At 49.0% G+C, this 17,418-nt stretch carries 12 protein-coding genes and 2 pseudogenes; 8 read left to right on the forward strand and 6 right to left on the reverse strand.

What is annotated here, in order from left to right; translation table 11 throughout:
• The 4 genes and pseudogenes from AACU19_RS02695 to AACU19_RS02710 all read left to right on the forward strand — a co-directional run.
• Positions 1 to 116, forward strand: a pseudogene (locus AACU19_RS02695) (transcriptional regulator BetI); the annotation flags it as partial.
• A 13-nt stretch (positions 117 to 129) separates the two neighbouring features.
• Complete coding sequence (gene betB / locus AACU19_RS02700; RefSeq protein ID WP_105278641.1) at positions 130 to 1,602, forward strand: betaine-aldehyde dehydrogenase; 1,473 nt, start codon at positions 130 to 132, stop codon at positions 1,600 to 1,602.
• 13 nt (positions 1,603 to 1,615) lie between these two features.
• Positions 1,616 to 3,304 (forward strand): choline dehydrogenase, encoded by a 1,689-nt coding sequence (gene betA / locus AACU19_RS02705; protein ID WP_001159118.1) that lies wholly within the window; start codon positions 1,616 to 1,618, stop codon positions 3,302 to 3,304.
• A gap of 207 nt (positions 3,305 to 3,511) precedes the next feature.
• Positions 3,512 to 3,766, forward strand: a pseudogene (locus tag AACU19_RS02710) (hypothetical protein); the annotation flags it as partial.
• A gap of 316 nt (positions 3,767 to 4,082) precedes the next feature.
• On the opposite strand, the gene AACU19_RS02715 reads toward AACU19_RS02710, so the two are convergent.
• From AACU19_RS02715 to rclR, 4 genes are all read right to left on the reverse strand, one after another.
• Positions 4,083 to 4,778 carry a LutC/YkgG family protein gene (locus tag AACU19_RS02715; protein ID WP_032183351.1) on the reverse strand — a complete coding sequence of 232 codons (696 nt, stop codon included), beginning with the start codon at positions 4,776 to 4,778 and terminating at the stop codon, positions 4,083 to 4,085.
• Positions 4,771 to 6,198, reverse strand: a complete 1,428-nt coding sequence (locus AACU19_RS02720; RefSeq protein ID WP_000023919.1) for a LutB/LldF family L-lactate oxidation iron-sulfur protein — start codon at positions 6,196 to 6,198, stop codon at positions 4,771 to 4,773. Before AACU19_RS02720 ends, AACU19_RS02715 begins: the two co-directional genes overlap by 8 nt.
• A gap of 10 nt (positions 6,199 to 6,208) precedes the next feature.
• Positions 6,209 to 6,928 (reverse strand): (Fe-S)-binding protein, encoded by a 720-nt coding sequence (locus tag AACU19_RS02725; protein WP_105278642.1) that lies wholly within the window; start codon positions 6,926 to 6,928, stop codon positions 6,209 to 6,211.
• 517 nt (positions 6,929 to 7,445) lie between these two features.
• Positions 7,446 to 8,300, reverse strand: coding sequence for a reactive chlorine-specific transcriptional regulator RclR (rclR, locus tag AACU19_RS02730; RefSeq protein WP_000339584.1), 855 nt, complete (start codon positions 8,298 to 8,300; stop codon positions 7,446 to 7,448).
• Positions 8,301 to 8,525: 225 nt separating this feature from the next.
• Here rclR and rclA point away from each other — a divergent pair, with 225 nt between their 5' ends.
• The 3 genes from rclA (at position 8,526) to rclC (ending at position 10,801) form a co-directional block, all read left to right on the forward strand.
• Positions 8,526 to 9,851 (forward strand): reactive chlorine resistance oxidoreductase RclA, encoded by a 1,326-nt coding sequence (gene rclA / locus AACU19_RS02735; RefSeq protein WP_105278643.1) that lies wholly within the window; start codon positions 8,526 to 8,528, stop codon positions 9,849 to 9,851.
• A 108-nt stretch (positions 9,852 to 9,959) separates the two neighbouring features.
• Positions 9,960 to 10,196: a reactive chlorine resistance periplasmic protein RclB gene (gene rclB, locus AACU19_RS02740; RefSeq protein ID WP_000474001.1), complete on the forward strand. Its 237-nt coding sequence runs from the start codon at positions 9,960 to 9,962 to the stop codon at positions 10,194 to 10,196.
• Between the two features lie 11 nt (positions 10,197 to 10,207).
• On the forward strand, positions 10,208 to 10,801 hold the full coding sequence (rclC, locus tag AACU19_RS02745; protein ID WP_001355150.1) for a reactive chlorine species resistance protein RclC: 594 nt from the start codon (positions 10,208 to 10,210) through the stop codon (positions 10,799 to 10,801).
• 159 nt (positions 10,802 to 10,960) lie between these two features.
• On the opposite strand, the gene AACU19_RS02750 is transcribed toward rclC, so the two are convergent.
• The gene (locus tag AACU19_RS02750; protein WP_123057650.1) at positions 10,961 to 11,830 is read right to left on the reverse strand and encodes an aldo/keto reductase; all 870 of its coding nucleotides are present in this window, start codon (positions 11,828 to 11,830) and stop codon (positions 10,961 to 10,963) included.
• A gap of 247 nt (positions 11,831 to 12,077) precedes the next feature.
• On the opposite strand from AACU19_RS02750, the gene AACU19_RS02755 reads away from it, so the two are divergent.
• Positions 12,078 to 12,935, forward strand: a complete 858-nt coding sequence (locus tag AACU19_RS02755; RefSeq protein WP_032183341.1) for a helix-turn-helix domain-containing protein — start codon at positions 12,078 to 12,080, stop codon at positions 12,933 to 12,935.
• Positions 12,936 to 13,055: 120 nt separating this feature from the next.
• On the opposite strand, the gene fdeC is transcribed toward AACU19_RS02755, so the two are convergent.
• Complete coding sequence (gene fdeC, locus AACU19_RS02760; protein WP_105278645.1) at positions 13,056 to 17,309, reverse strand: inverse autotransporter adhesin FdeC; 4,254 nt, start codon at positions 17,307 to 17,309, stop codon at positions 13,056 to 13,058.
• Positions 17,310 to 17,418: the final 109 nt, after the last annotated feature.

Here is a 17,418-nt window from a genome sequence, read left to right on the forward strand (position 1 = left end):
CCGCGCTGATTGACGTTTTAGGGCCGCGCGCGGCATTGAGTGGAAACCCGCTAAATAAACCTCCCCCCCCCTCGCCCACCCGCCACTTTATCACTCAGCATTTACCCACCGATTAACCGAGGAGACGTGATGTCCCGAATGGCAGAACAGCAGCTTTATATACATGGTGGTTATACCTCCGCCACCAGCGGTCGCACCTTCGAGACCATTAACCCGGCCAACGGTAACGTGCTGGCGACCGTGCAGGCCGCCGGGCGTGAGGATGTCGATCGCGCCGTGAAGAGCGCCCAGCAGGGGCAAAAAATCTGGGCGGCGATGACCGCCATGGAACGCTCGCGCATTCTGCGTCGAGCCGTTGATATTCTGCGCGAATGCAATGACGAACTCGCTAAACTGGAAACCCTCGACACCGGGAAGGCGTATTCAGAAACCTCAACCGTCGATATCGTTACCGGCGCGGACGTACTGGAGTACTACGCCGGGCTGATCCCGGCACTGGAAGGCAGCCAGATCCCGCTACGCGAGACGTCGTTTGTTTATACCCGCCGTGAACCGCTGGGCGTGGTCGCCGGAATTGGCGCATGGAATTACCCGATTCAGATTGCTTTGTGGAAATCCGCTCCGGCACTGGCCGCAGGCAACGCGATGATATTCAAACCGAGCGAAGTTACCCCGCTTACCGCGTTAAAGCTGGCTGAAATCTACAGCGAAGCGGGCCTGCCGGACGGCGTATTTAACGTGTTGCCGGGCGTAGGTGCGGAAACCGGGCAGTATCTGACCGAGCATCCGGGCATCGCCAAAGTGTCGTTTACCGGCGGCGTCGCCAGCGGCAAAAAGGTGATGGCTAACGCGGCGGCCTCTTCCCTGAAAGAAGTCACCATGGAGCTGGGCGGTAAATCGCCGCTGATCGTTTTCGACGATGCAGACCTCGATCTCGCTGCCGATATAGCCATGATGGCGAACTTCTTTAGCTCCGGTCAGGTGTGTACCAATGGCACCCGCGTCTTCGTTCCGGCGAAATGCAAAGCCGCATTTGAACAAAAGATTCTGGCGCGCGTTGAGCGCATTCGCGCGGGCGACGTTTTCGATCCGCAAACCAACTTTGGCCCGCTGGTCAGCTTCCCGCATCGCGATAATGTGCTGCGCTATATCGCCAAAGGCAAAGAGGAAGGTGCACGCGTGCTTTGCGGCGGCGATGTGCTGAAGGGTGATGGCTTCGATAACGGCGCATGGGTTGCTCCGACCGTATTCACCGATTGCCGCGACCAAATGACTATCGTGCGCGAAGAGATCTTCGGCCCGGTGATGTCGCTCCTCACGTATGAGTCTGAAGACGAAGTGATTCGCCGCGCCAATGATACCGACTACGGCCTGGCGGCGGGCATCGTGACGGCGGATCTGAACCGCGCGCATCGCGTCATTCATCAGCTGGAAGCCGGCATTTGCTGGATCAACACCTGGGGAGAATCCCCGGCGGAGATGCCCGTTGGCGGTTACAAACACTCCGGCATTGGCCGTGAGAACGGCGTGATGACGCTCCAGAGTTATACCCAGGTGAAGTCCATCCAGGTTGAGATGGCTAAATTCCAGTCCATATTCTAACCAGGAGGTTTATTTGCAATTTGACTACATCATTATTGGCGCCGGCTCTGCCGGCAACGTCCTCGCGACACGTCTGACTGAAGATCCGAACACTACCGTGCTGCTGCTTGAAGCGGGCGGCCCGGACTATCGCTTTGACTTCCGTACCCAAATGCCCGCTGCGCTGGCGTTCCCGCTACAGGGTAAACGCTATAACTGGGCGTATGAGACCGAGCCGGAACCGTTTATGAACAACCGTCGCATGGAGTGCGGACGCGGTAAGGGGCTTGGTGGATCATCATTGATCAACGGCATGTGTTACATCCGTGGTAACGCGCTGGATCTCGATAACTGGGCGAAAGAACCCGGTCTGGAGAACTGGAGCTACCTCGACTGCCTGCCCTACTACCGCAAGGCCGAGACGCGCGATGTGGGCGAGAACGACTACCACGGCGCTGATGGCCCGGTAAGCGTGACCACCTCAAAACCGGGTGTCAATCCGCTGTTTGAAGCGATGATTGAGGCGGGCGTGCAGGCGGGCTATCCGCGCACAGAAGACCTTAACGGTTATCAGCAGGAAGGTTTCGGCCCGATGGACCGCACCGTCACGCCGCAGGGCCGTCGCGCCAGCACCGCGCGGGGTTATCTCGATCAGGCTAAATCGCGCCCGAACCTGACTATTCGAACTCACGCCATGACCGATCACATTATCTTTGACGGCAAACGCGCGGTAGGCGTCGAGTGGCTGGAAGGCGACAGCACCATCCCAACCCGCGCAACGGCCAACAAAGAAGTGCTGTTATGTGCAGGCGCGATTGCCTCACCACAAATCCTGCAACGCTCCGGCGTCGGCAACGCTGAACTGCTGGCCGAATTTGATATTCCGCTGGTGCATGATTTGCCCGGCGTGGGCGAAAATCTTCAGGATCATCTGGAGATGTACCTGCAATACGAGTGCAAAGAACCGGTTTCCCTCTACCCTGCCCTGCAGTGGTGGAATCAGCCGAAAATCGGTGCGGAGTGGCTGTTTGGCGGCACCGGCGTGGGTGCCAGCAACCACTTTGAAGCAGGCGGATTTATTCGCAGCCGTGAGGAATTTGCGTGGCCGAATATTCAGTACCATTTCCTGCCAGTGGCGATTAACTATAACGGCTCGAACGCAGTGAAAGAGCACGGCTTCCAGTGCCATGTCGGATCGATGCGCTCGCCAAGCCGTGGGCATGTGCGGATTAAATCCCGCGACCCGCACCAGCATCCGGCGATTTTGTTTAACTACATGTCGCACGAACAGGACTGGCAGGAGTTCCGCGACGCGATTCGCATCACCCGCGAGATCATGCATCAACCGGCGCTGGATCAATACCGTGGCCGCGAAATCAGCCCCGGCGCGGAATGCCAGACAGATGAGCAGCTCGATGAGTTCGTGCGTAATCACGCCGAAACCGCCTTCCACCCATGCGGTACGTGCAAAATGGGGTACGACGAGATGTCCGTTGTGGATGGCGAAGGCCGCGTGCACGGGCTGGAAGGATTACGCGTAGTCGATGCGTCAATTATGCCGCAGATTATCACCGGCAATCTGAACGCCACGACCATTATGATTGGCGAGAAAATGGCGGATATAATTCGCGGACGAGAAGCGTTGTCCAGAAGTCTGGCGGCGTATTTTGTGGCGAATGGGATGCCAGTAAGAGCGAAAAAACTGAATCGCGATTTGAACTAACGCAGGAACTTATAAGCTTGAGAGTTACCGTTCTACGATAAGGACCGAATCCTTATATAAAAAACATAGGTAACTCTCATGCTTCATATCCAGTATTCATGATGCTGGTTTTTTGCTGATGTTTTTACCAGAATATTCCTGATACAGACTATTAATTCAAGCTTATCTGCGACAGATTTCATTTTCTGGATATATTATGAGTGACAAATCAAACAGGATATCGATCTGATTGAAATTTTATTTTATCTGAAGAAAAAGATTCGTGTTATTCTGTTTATTATAGCTGTTTGTATGACAATGGTGCTATTATTTCTGTACATCAATAAAGACAATATAAAGCTGAGTTACAGCCTAAAAATAAACCACACAACATCAGGCATACTTGTAAGCTGTGATAGCAATAATAACTTTGCCTGTCAGACCACAATGACTGAAGATGTTATTCAGCGAATTACGAGTTTTTTAGACCAGTACTAATGCTAAAAATTGCCTTGTCAAAAAAATGGTAGATGAATACCAACAAAACTCTGGGCAGTAATAAACAGCATTCTGATAGAGAGTGCCTGTATATAGCTGAAGTGACAATGACCGGGAAGGGAACCCGTTTTCAGGAATGGATGCCTGTCTTTTTCACTGTAAATATCCTGGCATTACTAATGCCAGGATATTTAAAGAAGAGGAGCATAACCATGACAGAACGGGGTTAAGTCAGGTTGTCCTTAGCGCTATTCGCAACTTCGTGCCGCCTTCAGGTTTATGTCCAGACTTCATATCTCTCTCAGCAATCCTCAATAATCAGATACACCGCTTTCACCGGACCATGAACCCCGACGACTTTGATAAGCTCAATGTCCGCCGTTGAACTAGGACCACTGATGATGTTAATACATGACGGCATTCGTTCACCGGCCTGCGCTTTCTGATGCAATTTTTCTGCGAGTTGCGCTACACGCGGCAGGATTGTGCTTTTACGCAGGATAAAAAGAGAAGATTCCGGGAGCAGGCTCAATGAACGCCCGCGCCCGGCGGCGGAAAAAAGAACCACGCCACCCGATTCGGTTAAACCATATTCAGCATACACGACGCCAACTTTAGCCTGCTCTGCTTGTGAAATGTTCTCAATACCTTTCGCCGGATCCCAAACAACGGCATTGCATTCCTGCTGCAAACGTTCGCTAATCCCCAATTCCTCCAGCCTCGTGTCACCGCTAATCACGACCGACTGCTCTCCCAGCTCTTTACACAGACATATTGCAGCTTCTGCGGCCTGCGCCTCGCTGGTCAGTTCACAGCGCGTCAACATAACATCGCTGGCAAACTGGATAAACGCGTCACAGCGCTGCTGTTGGTTAAGTTCGGTAAGCCGCTCGTTAGCATAGTTGTTAAGCGGCGCATCTTCTGCTTGCGGTTCAAGTCGCTGCGGGCGACCCAGTGCCTGAGCAACGTTATTCAAAAATTCGCTCCGATTATCCATTCTTTTTCTCCTGCGCCTGATGTTTCTTAAACCAACTACGGAAACTCTCTCCGTCAGCTTCAGGAAGATCGCGTGCTTCCATCCAGTCGCTAATCGCGCCAAATTTGAGTGGTGTTTTGCCGCCATTGATAAACCAGCTTGCCGCATGAGCACCAGCCATCATCCCGACTTTCCACAATCCTGGATGACTATTGGCATAAGCGAACATTTTTATCGCCCGTTGCTCTGCTTTTGCGGTGATCCCTTTTTCAGCCATCACCCGACGATGACGCAAAATCAGTTTTGACAGCGGAATACGCACCGGACACACGCTGTCACAAGCTGTGCATAAAGAGCAGGCGTAGGGTAAATCTTTAAAATCTTTATAGCCGCCAAGTAACGGGGAAATCACCGCACCAATTGGCCCTGGATAAATAGAGCCATATCCATGACCGCCAATATGGCGATATGCCGGACAAGTATTCATACAAGCCCCGCAGCGAATACAGCGCAGCACATCCCGAAATTCAGAAGCCAGCACCTCAGAACGCCCGTTATCGACAATAACCAGATGAAACTCTTCAGGACCATCAACGTGCCCCGCTTCGCGCGGTCCTGTCAGCCAGGTGTTGTATCCAGTCAAACGTGCACCAACGGCACTGCGCGCCAGCATGGTGATCAATACATCTACCTCTGCAAACGTGGGGGCAATACGCTCCATTCCCATCACTGCAATATGCGTTTTAGGCAGCGTGGTACACATTCGCGCATTACCTTCATTGGTCACCAGGCATACCGAACCGGTCTCTGCCACCGCAAAATTACAGCCGGTAATACCTATTTCAGCACTGAGGAAATCTTCGCGGATTTTTTGCCGAATGAATAAGGTCATCGCTTCAGGCGTTTCCGGCCCCTCATAACCCAGACGTTCGTGTAGCACTCGACGGATCTGATGGCGATCTTTATGAATTGCCGGGACCACAACATGAGAGGGCGGATCTTGATCCAGCTGGAGAATGTATTCACCCAGATCGGTTTCAATCACCTGAATACCAGCATCCTGCAACACATGATTGACACCAATCTCTTCGGTCACCATCGATTTAGATTTCACCACCTTCCGGGCATTTTTGCGTTGGGCGACCTGTAAAATGTAGCGGGTGGCGTCTTCTTTGGTTTTTGCAAAATAGACGTGACCGCCGTTTTGCGTCACTTTTTCAGAGAGCTGGTACAGATAAGCGTCGAGATTACTCAGAACATGATCACGTATCTGGGCGGCCCGATCGCGCCACTCCTCCCAGTGCCCCAATTCATCGACCATTTTTTGCCGATTTGCCCCAATACGCTGCTGCGCGTTTGCCACCGCTTTGCGCATGATCGGATCTTCAATTTGCTGACGGATGCGTGTCTTAAAATCTGTATTACTGGTTTTGATCGACATCTTTATATCCTCAGCGGCTCATCAGCACTTCAGCAATATGCATCACTTTGACTTTCTGCCCTTCCCGTTGTAATCGTCCACTGATGTTCAGCAGGCAACTCACGTCAGCACCAATTAAATACTCAGGGCGGACTTCCATCAGGTGCGAAACCTTTTCTTTCACCATCTCGCCGGATATTTCGGCCATTTTGACCGAGAACGTGCCGCCGAACCCGCAGCACGTGTCCTGTTCGGCAAAGGGCAGCAACTCCAGTCCACGCACATTTTTCAGCAGCGTAAGTGGCTCGTCCTTCACCCCCAGCTTACGGGCCAGGCTACAAGATGGGTGATACACCGCTCTCCCTTGCAAACTGGCACCTACATCGACTACCCCTAATGTATTAACAATAAAAGAGGTGAGATCCTGCATACGCGCGGCAACCTTTTCGGCACGTGATGCCCATTCAGGCTCATCCGCCAGATACGTTGGGTAACTTTTTACGGCATAGGTACAGGAGCCAGCCGGTGAAATAATGGGATCGTCGTTATCCTCCAGTGCGGCGATCAGATTTTTCATCCCTGGAATCGCTTCTTTGATATAACCACTATTGATCGCAGGCTGACCGCAGCATCCCTGTTTCTCCGGGAAATTTACGCGACAGCCGAGTTTTTCCAGTAGCAGCACGGAGTCTCGTGCCATTCTTGATTTCAGGGCGTCACCAATACAGGTGACAAAGAAATTGACATTCACAACTAATACTCCATTACTTCATGCCCATTTATGCCCGATGGTTCCCCCCACCAGGGGATCAATCATCAATAAATATGGCGTTCTTTTTTAATTGGCTAGCAACATACCACCCCTCATTTGTATGACAAATGATAATCTTTCATCCAAACTTCAAATGCAATAACTAATTTTATTTCTTTCGGCATCGCTCACATTTTATAGGGAAATCGACGATCATTTTTGGCATAAGAAATTCATTTAAAAAGGCCACATCCCTTATACCTATTCAGAGCTACTTATTCAGGGGTTGTTGAGATATACAATGATGGTGTACTAACAAAATCACCGGCAATAATCAGGTATCAAGTAATAGTCGGCATTTTATTTAATTAAAGCAATTTAGTTTGCGTTTTTATTTACATACTGGGCCTGCATTCTTCAAAAAAACATATAAAACACTGTTGGAAATAGAAATAGTTGAAAGGCTCACAACACCCGGAATGCTGATTATCTTTGCTCCGATTCCTGGCGGTTTTATTCAGGGTGCAAGCTGTCTGACTCTTTCCCGATATTCTCCCGGGGTACAACCAAACTCGCGGACAAACGCCTTGTGAAAAGATGATTCACTGGCATAGCCTACTGACTCAGCGATCACCACAACAGGGAACGTTTCCCGGGAAAACATCTGGGCCGCTATTTGTAGACGCAACTTTGTTAATACAGCCAGCGGCGTGGTTCCGGAAACATCACGGAAAAGCTGGGCAAAACTTGCCCGGGACATGTGGGCGATGCTGGCCAGCGATTCGACGGTCCAGGCGTGTCCTGGCATTTCCAGCATTTGCTGTATTACCGCACCAAGACGTGGATGCAGAAGCAAACTGAGAATGTTTTTCTCAGTATTAACCTGTGCAATCCACTCACGCACCGCGAGGGTAAAGAATGTAGCGCAGATCTGGCTACACAGTGCATCCACTCCCGGCATTGCCGATTTGGACTCCTGTTGTAAAAACGGGATCGCCTCCCTCAGCCAGTTATATTCCACGCTGTGGTTAACCGGTGCTAAAAACAGCGTTTCCGGCAAAGACGTTAAAAAATAACGCGCCGAATGTTGCAGCCGAAGAGTGCCGCAGACAATACAGGTCGATTCATTATCGACATGACTCAGGCGATGAGCTGAATTTTGTGGTAGCAGGACCACATTTCCCGGGCGTAATGTAAAAATCTCCCCCGTCGGCATTTCCAGCTTCGCCGCTCCTTGCGTTAACGCATGCCAACGAATAACCGATAATTCCCCGGCACCATGTGGAAGCTGCCAGTCACTTCCTAACACGCAATTCTTATCGATCGTTCCTTGTGGAGCGTTAAGCATCAACAAACGGCTAAGGGCATCCATATCAGACTCCTGAGTGGTTTTTGATTACAAACACCAACAATCTTAGACAATAATTAATCTAATACCATCAAATGGTTAATCATGATTTTTGTTTTGTGATTCTGATTAAGAAAAAGAAAATACCAGACGATAAGACAAAATATCAAGCGTTGTGAAGAAATGTTATTTGCTCTTTTGCGTCTATAGTCATGATGTCAAATGAACGCGTTTCGACAGGAAATCATCATGAATAAATATCAGGCAGTTATTATTGGTTTTGGCAAGGCTGGAAAAACATTAGCCGTCACGCTGGCAAAAGCAGGTTGGCGTGTGGCTCTCATCGAACAATCAAATGCAATGTATGGCGGGACCTGTATTAATATCGGCTGTATCCCAACCAAAACATTGGTTCATGACGCACAGCAGCACACAGATTTTGTCCGTGCCATACAGCGTAAAAATGAAGTGGTTAATTTTTTACGTAATAAGAATTATCATAATCTTGCGGATATGCCCAATATCGACGTGATCGACGGCCAGGCGGAGTTTATCAATAATCATAGCCTGCGTGTTCATCGGCCTGGGGGAAATCTGGAGATTCATGGCGAGAAAATTTTTATTAATACCGGTGCACAAGCCGTGGTTCCGCCAATTCCTGGAATTACCACCACGCCTGGTGTATATGACAGCACCGGATTACTTAATCTAAAAGAATTGCCTGGGCATTTAGGTATTTTGGGCGGCGGATATATTGGCGTTGAGTTCGCCTCTATGTTCGCTAATTTTGGCAGCAAAGTAACCATTTTAGAGGCAGCTTCGCTGTTTTTGCCTCGGGAAGATCGGGATATTGCTGATAATATCGCGACGATTTTACGCGATCAGGGCGTCGATATAATCCTCAATGCCCATGTGGAGCGAATCAGTCACCATGAAAATCAAGTGCAAGTGCATAGCGAGCACGCCCAACTGGCGGTGGATGCACTGTTAATCGCTTCCGGTCGTCAACCGGCTACCGCTTCGTTACATCCAGAAAATGCAGGTATCGCAGTAAACGAGCGCGGGGCAATTGTCGTTGACAAGCAATTACATACCACCGCAGACAATATTTGGGCGATGGGAGATGTTACCGGCGGGCTGCAATTTACTTACATATCACTGTATGATTACCGCATTGTACGTGATGAGTTACTGGGTGAAGGCAAACGTAGTACTGATGATCGGAAAAATGTGCCTTATTCCGTGTTTATGACACCGCCCCTGTCCAGGGTTGGTATGACAGAAGAACAAGCCAGAGAGAGTGGTGCTGATATTCAGGTGGTGACATTGCCTGTAGCTGCAATTCCGCGCGCCAGAGTGATGAACGATACCCGTGGGGTATTAAAAGCGATTGTTGATAATAAAACCCAACGTATATTAGGGGCATCACTGCTGTGTGTTGACTCCCACGAGATGATTAATATAGTGAAAATGGTGATGGATGCCGGGCTGCCTTATAGCATATTACGCGATCAGATATTTACTCATCCGTCGATGAGCGAATCACTCAATGATCTATTTTCATTAGTCAAATAAACTCAAAATCAGACGCCAGGACAAATATTCTGGCGTCTCAGAGAAAAGAATCTTATTAATTCCTTGTTATTATATAACTTCTTAATCACTTCATTGATGGTATTTTATATGTTTAAAAAACCTGTTTTATTTGCAACACTATTATCTGGCGTTATGGCATTTTCCACCAATGCAGATGATAAAATAATTCTGAAACATATCAGCGTCTCGTCAGTATCAGCATCACCGACAGTTCTGGAGGATGCCATTGCTGATATAGCCAGAAAATATAATGCTTCATCCTGGAAAGTCACATCGATGCGAATTGATAATAATTCAACCGCAACAGCAGTATTGTATAAATAAGGATGTTCACAATGGAAAAATACCTGCACCTGTTAAGTCGGGGAGATAAAATTGGCCTGACATTGATTCGTCTGAGTATTGCGATTGTTTTTATGTGGATTGGGTTATTAAAGTTTGTCCCTTACGAGGCAGACAGCATTACACCATTCGTCGCAAACAGTCCACTAATGTCGTTCTTTTATGAACACCCGGAAGACTATAAACAGTATCTGACTCACGAAGGCGAATACAAACCAGAAGCAAGGGCATGGCAATCGGCCAATAATACCTATGGTTTTTCCAACGGTCTTGGCGTCGTGGAGGTGATTATTGCTCTGCTGGTTTTGGCTAATCCTGTCAATCGCTGGTTAGGTTTATTGGGAGGGCTGATGGCATTTACCACACCGTTGGTAACACTCTCATTTTTAATCACCACCCCGGAGGCATGGGTACCCGCATTGGGTGACGCTCATCATGGTTTCCCTTATTTATCTGGTGCTGGTCGCCTGGTATTGAAAGATACTCTGATGCTGGCAGGTGCTGTCATGATAATGGCAGATTCGGCGCGGGATATTCTTAAACAACGCAGTAATGAATCCAGTTCAACGTTAAAAACTGAATATTGATAATCCGAACACTGTCTGTTGTTCACTTTTTCAGGCGTCAGGCTCCCTTTCTGATGATGAAGCCTGACGCCATATTACCGGAGATATGACAGAGTGAAGATCAATATCACTCCCCTGTTAAAAGATTCTTGTCGTCTCAGGTAAAATAAGTGATTAATATCAATCATGTATTTTTACAGCAAGACAACCACGAACAAACTCAGGATTAAAATGTTTTACCGATTCCCCAACATAACCCAAATCAAGCGAACTAATTTGCGCCATTTCTTTCTCTGTCAGTGAGAAATCCCAAATAGCAAAATTTTCTTCGATACGCTGTTGATGTGTCGATTTCGGAATAACGACCACTCCTCGTTGAATATTCCAACGCAGAATGACCTGAGAAATCGATTTTTGATGGGCATCTGCAATATTCTGAAGCAGACTATTTTCAAAGGGTTTATGTCTTCCACCGCCTAACGGAGCCCATGCTTCAGGCTGCACGTTATAATACTTCATGGTTGCCAGCGCCTCTGGTTGGGCAAAATAGGGATGCAACTCGACCTGGTTGACCATCGGTTTAACTCTTACCGTTTCACAAAAGTTCGCCAGAACATGAGGGTAGAAATTGGAAACCCCAATCGCTTTTAATTTTCCCTCTTCATAGGCATCTTCGAGTGCACGCCACGCACTAAAATAATCGCGCATGGCCTGGTGTAATAAATAGAGATCGAAGTATTCTAGTCCCGATTTTTTTAATGATGCTTCAATACCTGCTGCTGCAATATCCTGATTCAACATATCCTGCACCCACAATTTAGACGTTATAAATAACTCTTCTCGGGTACATAAACCTTCAGATATGGCTTCACGAACGGCTTCACCGACGGCATCTTCATTACCGTATACCGCTGCAGTGTCGATGAGTCGATAACCCGTGCGGATAGCATTCAACACTGACTGTTTACACACGTCTTTATCGGTAACCTGAAAAACACCAAATCCCATCATCGGCATTTTCAGATTGTTACTTAATACGGAAAATTCCACTGTCAGTCCCTCCATTAGGTATGAACAATGAGTCTACGTTAAAACGTAACCTCAAATTAGTATGTGGATTTTGATATCACTTATGCAAAAAATTCATTAATAATGTAGGACTGAAACCTCTCTATTTTTGGGGCAATGAAGCAGACGCTATCAGTGCTTTTGCCTTGGGACTTGCTGTTTTTGATACACTTAGGGCCCAGGACATAACGAAAATGTGCGATATGACAAAGAATTAACGGAGAATGTGATGATCAGGCAGAAGATTCTACAGCAGCTCCTGGAGTGGATTGAGTGCAATCTTGAGCACCCTATTTCAATCGAAGATATCGCACAGAAATCTGGCTACAGCAGGCGCAACATCCAGCTTCTGTTCCGAAATTTCATGCATGTGCCTTTAGGAGAATACATTCGCAAACGAAGGCTTTGTCGTGCCGCCATTCTTGTCCGACTCACCGCGAAATCTATGCTTGATATTGCACTCTCTTTGCATTTTGATTCACAGCAGTCATTCAGCCGCGAATTTAAAAAGTTATTCGGCTGCTCTCCCCGTGAATACCGCCACCGTGATTATTGGGATCTCGCAAATATCTTCCCTTCTTTTTTAATACGTCAACAGCAAAAGACGGAGTGTAGATTAGTCAACTTTCCTGAGACACCTATTTTTGGCAATTCATTTAAATATGATATTGAAGTGTCGAATAAATCACCGGATGAAGAAGTCAAACTGCGACGTCATCATTTAGCCAGATGTATGAAGAATTTTAAGACGGATATCTATTTCGTCTCCACGTTCGAACCGTCAACAAAATCGGTCGATTTGCTCACAGTTGAAACTTTTGCCGGTACGGTATGCAAACAAACCGATTCAGAGATGTCGAAAGAGTGGACAATTAACCGAGGACTGTATGCCTCTTTCCGCTATGAAGGTGAGTGGGAGCACTACCCTGAATGGGCGCGAAACCTCTATCTGATGGAATTACCTGCCAGGGGGTTAGCCAGAGTGAACGGCAGTGATATTGAGCGATTTTATTACAATGAAGATTTCGTAGAAAAGGATAGCAATGATGTTGTTTGCGAAATATTTATCCCTGTTCGTCCGGTTTAGTTATCGCTATGTCTAAATGAATTTATAACAAGACTACTGTCAGGCAATTCAATAAATAATGGCGTTGAAGATGTCAACGCCATTATTGTTTATTAGAATGTTACTTTCATACTCTTAATATTATTTCATCGCCTCCTCGCCCGTTGCCGTATTGGCATCCACCGCGGTAATGGTCACCGTCACTGGCTTCATTTCGTACCCGCCATAGGTCAGGGCGTTAAATGTGAACGTATAGACACCAGGCTTGCTGGTACTAAATGTACGCGTGATTTTTCCGCTCACGAAATGGTCATTTTTCGACGGCAGGAACTGATAATCCTTCTCCGTCACCCCTTCCGGCGTCTGAATGTCGACCCACATATTCCCGCCAACGGGGTTATTTGCCGACATCAGGGTCACCTCCAGCTTCGCAGTCGATTTCCCATCCGCCACCAGAGATTGCACATCAGATGATGCGGCGAGCACCGCGTTTTTATCATCCGCAACGAATTTAGCTTCGGCAGTTTTCGTTGATACCTGACCGTTGGTCTGACTCACTTGCGCCGTGAGTGTGTATGTCGCCGCAACAGTAGTGGTAGCGGTGAAAATAGCCTGCCCTTGCTCATTCGTTGTCGCAGTGCCATTCGGTTCCAGGTTTAACGAAGCCGGGCTGGCGGTCAGCGTCACTTCGCTATCTTTCACCAAATTCTTATTGGCATCAGTCACCGTAACTTTATACGTTTGTTTGGCTTTGCCGTCCGCCAGTGCATAGTTGCCAATCACCTCAATACTGGAGACGGTTGCGGTAGCCTTATCGGCTACAAACGTTATAGTCTGCGTATTCGAAGGCTGGCTATTCCCTGCCGATGCCGTGATCTCATACGTTCCGGCAGTCACTGAAACCACCTGCAACTCTGCTTTCCCCTCATCGTTGGCTTTCACCCAGACATTATCGCCTGTAAGCGGCTTGACACCCCGGGGCAGATTAAAGGTCACCAGGCTCCCTGGAACAGGGTTACCATTTTTATCCTCAACGTTCGCCGTCAGCGTAAAGGCATCTTTGCCGTTTGCCACTTTTTGAGCAGCGGCGTCTACCTGCAGGTTTGCCTGACCGGTGCTGGCATCCGCGTTGAATTTCACCGTGACCGTCTTCTGAGAGTTTTTCACCGCGGCCGCGATTTCAAGTTCCCCTGCAACGGTTGATATCAACTCAATATCCGCTTTACCTGCCGCATTGGTTGTTATTGTATTCCCCGTCTTGCTGGTCACACCCTGCGGTAAAGTCAGCGTGACATTTTGCCCTTGTAACGGGTTGCCATAGGTGTCCACGACAGTCAGGGTTATCTGGTTAGCAGACTGACCATTAGCCAGCTGGTTATTCACCTTCACCGCCATATCACGTATCTCAGCCTGAGAAGCGTCACCTGCAACATTCAGCACCAGTGGCTGAGCAACGGCATTTTGGCCGTTCACGCGTGGCATGACAGACAACTGACCTGCAGCCGATCCCAGCGTTAAGGTCGCCACGTAGACCCCATTACTTTGCTCTGTCCAGCTTCCAACTGAAGGTCGCTCTGATCCCGTGCTGGCGGCACCGCTAAACACTGGTGCATCTGGCTTCAGCCCGGTGACCGGGTTCCCGTACGCATCCTTCACGGTGAAGGTGAGTTCCGTCGTCGTTTTAACCGTTGGAGTCTTATTGTCCGCAACAAGCGTAGAGTTCGCTGTTGACATCTCCCCGGCGATGACCGTCAACTGCGCGGCTTCGGTGGCTGCTGGCTGGCCGTTGAAGAGCGGCATGACACGAAGCTCGCCCGTCTTTCCGCCTGTGGTCAACGTAGCAACATAGGAACCGTCACCTTTTTCGGTCCAACTGGAAATAGTCGCCCCTTCAGAGGCGGTCCCCGTCAAACTTGCCGACAACGAAAGACCACTGATAGCGTTGCCATGCGCATCTTTTGCAATAAGCGTCACGGTTGTGCTTTCGCCTGCTTTTACGCGATCTGCGGCTACAGACACTGTCGACTGGCCTGAAGATAACGCATCAGCCACCACGGTTACTTTTGCCGCGTTTGCTGCCGCATCCTGTCCATTTAGCTTCGGCATAACTTCTAATTCACCCGCCGTAGAGCCGAGAGTAATCTGCGCAGTCCACGTCCCATCACCATTATTTGTCCAGCCCGATGCCGTAGAACCTACAGCAGCGGCACCCGCTAATGACGGCGCTTCCGGCGTGAGGCTGGTCACAGGGTTGTCATAGGCATCTTTTGCCGTCCAGATTGCCGTAACTGTACCGCCAACCACCGGTTTATCAGGATTCAGGGTGATGGACGAATGTGCTGCATCAAGCGGCCCGGCAACGAACTTCAGCGTTTGTTGTAATGTGCCCAGCTGATACTGCTCGCTGAAGGCACGCACAACAACGTTTCCGGCACGGGTCGAAGAAACCATGGCGCTGTAAACCCCTGGTTTTATTTCCGAAATGGCACCAACGGTAACACCATTAGTGTCTTGCGGAACAAGTCGCAGGCGGCTGGCTTCTCCCGTCACCGGATTACCCTCGGAGTCCACCGCAGTCAGCGTCAGCGTGTAGGCTTGCTGACCATCAGCAACCACGTCACCTGACGGCTCGTTAGCGCTCAGGGTGGAGTTTGCCACATCCATCATCGTGGCCCGCAGTTCTGCAGTGACAGTTTTGCTCATGTCATCAACGCTAACAGTAATCGTTGCCTCACCTGACTGCGTTCCGGTAGTAAAGACAGACTGATACACCCCTGCTTCAGTTTCGGTGAACTCACCCAGTGTTGGCTTTGCCTGTGATTTAGTGGCCTTCAGGGTACGAGTCACAATATTTCCAGCCGGTTTGAAGGTTAGTTCAGTCTTGATCTGATCTTTCATGCCCGTGACTGGCTGGCCCTCGGCGTCGCGCAGAGACAGCACCAGCGGCTTTTGCTCATTACCGTTAGCAAGCATTTGAATACGGCTCTGACCATCAAGCGTTAACGCCGTACGATCGGCGCTCATACCAGCTCCGCTAATAACCACTTCTGTCTGCACACGTTTCGAGGCATTGCCTTTGTTATCGTAGGCAATCGCTGAAATCGCATAATAATTGTCTTTGCCTGCCTGATAAGCCGGGAGCGTCACTTGCCACTGACTACCCTGACCGGTAATTTTGCCACCTTCAGCCAGTAATGACGGCGCTTCCCACTGCACATTTTTCAGTCCGTGAGTTGCTTTGCTGACCACAAGCCCCAGGGAAACCGTCTGACCGCCCTTGCCTTCAATACGCTCAGGCAGAGCAATACGGATCACTTCAGATTTGCGGTACTCAAGAACGATGTTGTTATTACGCTCAACCAGGTCATAGCGGCTGCCTGCCAGCATTCGACGCTCGCGAATGCTGTCTGTATCGAGTTGTTTTTCCAGAGGTTCGCCAATTCGGTAGTTAACTTCCAGGCCAAAGCGAGTGTCATTCTCACCACTCTTGCCCTGCTTATGCCCGGCGCTCAGTGTCAGAAGAGGCACTGGTGTATAGGTTACCTCGGCAGAAATAGCATGCGGGTCTTTCTGGCGTTTATCTTTACCAAACAGCCCGACTTCATCGCCATAATACTGCTCATACATCAGGCTTGCGCCAAGCTGCGGCCAGGCAGGTAAATAGCCCTCAGCACGAATATCCCAGCCATCCGCCGGGCGTTCCTGATAATCCTCAACATCCGGCGATTTTTTCCAGCCAGAAGCCCGGATATAACCATTGGCGCTCAATTTCAAATAATCACGCCAGTATTCCGCACCAACACCAATGCGGGTATGACTACGGGATAAATCATGATCGATAAAAGTATTCACCCCCGCCATCCAGTCATTTCCTGAAAAATGACGCCAGCCAAAACCAATATTTGACTGAGTACGATCGTCGGTACGATGTATTGCCCCCTGAGTGAACAACATATTTGTCGGCGTGTCATAAATCGGATAAAGCATTTCCAGCGAAGAGTCCTTCAGCGAGAAATCTTTATCGACATTCAGTTTGACGCGCGCAGTACCATATTTCCCGAGCCACTCCTGTATTTCCTGGTTAGCTTTAGCTGTAGCTATTCCGGTAATAAAGTTACGTGTCGCATCGCTATCTGGCTGACTGCTTAAAAATGTCCCGGCATTTGCGGCAAACGACGCGACATTTTTCTCCACGTTATTATCAGCAGTTACCGTAGTATTTCCCATGCTCAACCGTGGCTGAACCACATGCTGCGCGCGTGCTGCCATTACTGGGGTAAAGGTGACAGCGAGTGGAAAAAGAACCTGAACAGAGATATTTGCCCACGCCACGCAGCGGGCCAGAACTGAATAACGAAATCGTGGTTGTTTATGACCTGTTTTATAACGTGACATTGAGATAATTTCCTGATGAACGAATTAACGAACATAGGCAAACACAAATAATGGTGTCTGCTTGTCAGAAAAACCGGGGATTTCCCGGTTTCCTTTTCCGCAGAAAAGG

It is taken from the genome of Escherichia sp. MOD1-EC4550 (assembly GCF_963876935.1).
In the GTDB taxonomy this organism is placed as follows: Bacteria; Pseudomonadota; Gammaproteobacteria; order Enterobacterales; family Enterobacteriaceae; genus Escherichia; species Escherichia coli_F.

Coding starts and splice junctions, on each gene's coding strand:
- betB (WP_105278641.1), top strand. CDS start 130: ATGTCCCGAATGGCAGAACAGCAGCTTTATATACATGGTGGTTATACC.
- rclC (WP_001355150.1), top strand. CDS start 10,208: ATGGAAAAATACCTGCACCTGTTAAGTCGGGGAGATAAAATTGGCCTG.
- rclR (WP_000339584.1), bottom strand. CDS start 8,300: ATGGATGCCCTTAGCCGTTTGTTGATGCTTAACGCTCCACAAGGAACG.
- rclA (WP_105278643.1), top strand. CDS start 8,526: ATGAATAAATATCAGGCAGTTATTATTGGTTTTGGCAAGGCTGGAAAA.
- AACU19_RS02715 (WP_032183351.1), bottom strand. CDS start 4,778: ATGGATAATCGGAGCGAATTTTTGAATAACGTTGCTCAGGCACTGGGT.
- AACU19_RS02755 (WP_032183341.1), top strand. CDS start 12,078: ATGATCAGGCAGAAGATTCTACAGCAGCTCCTGGAGTGGATTGAGTGC.
- fdeC (WP_105278645.1), bottom strand. CDS start 17,309: ATGTCACGTTATAAAACAGGTCATAAACAACCACGATTTCGTTATTCA.
- rclB (WP_000474001.1), top strand. CDS start 9,960: ATGTTTAAAAAACCTGTTTTATTTGCAACACTATTATCTGGCGTTATG.
- AACU19_RS02720 (WP_000023919.1), bottom strand. CDS start 6,198: ATGTCGATCAAAACCAGTAATACAGATTTTAAGACACGCATCCGTCAG.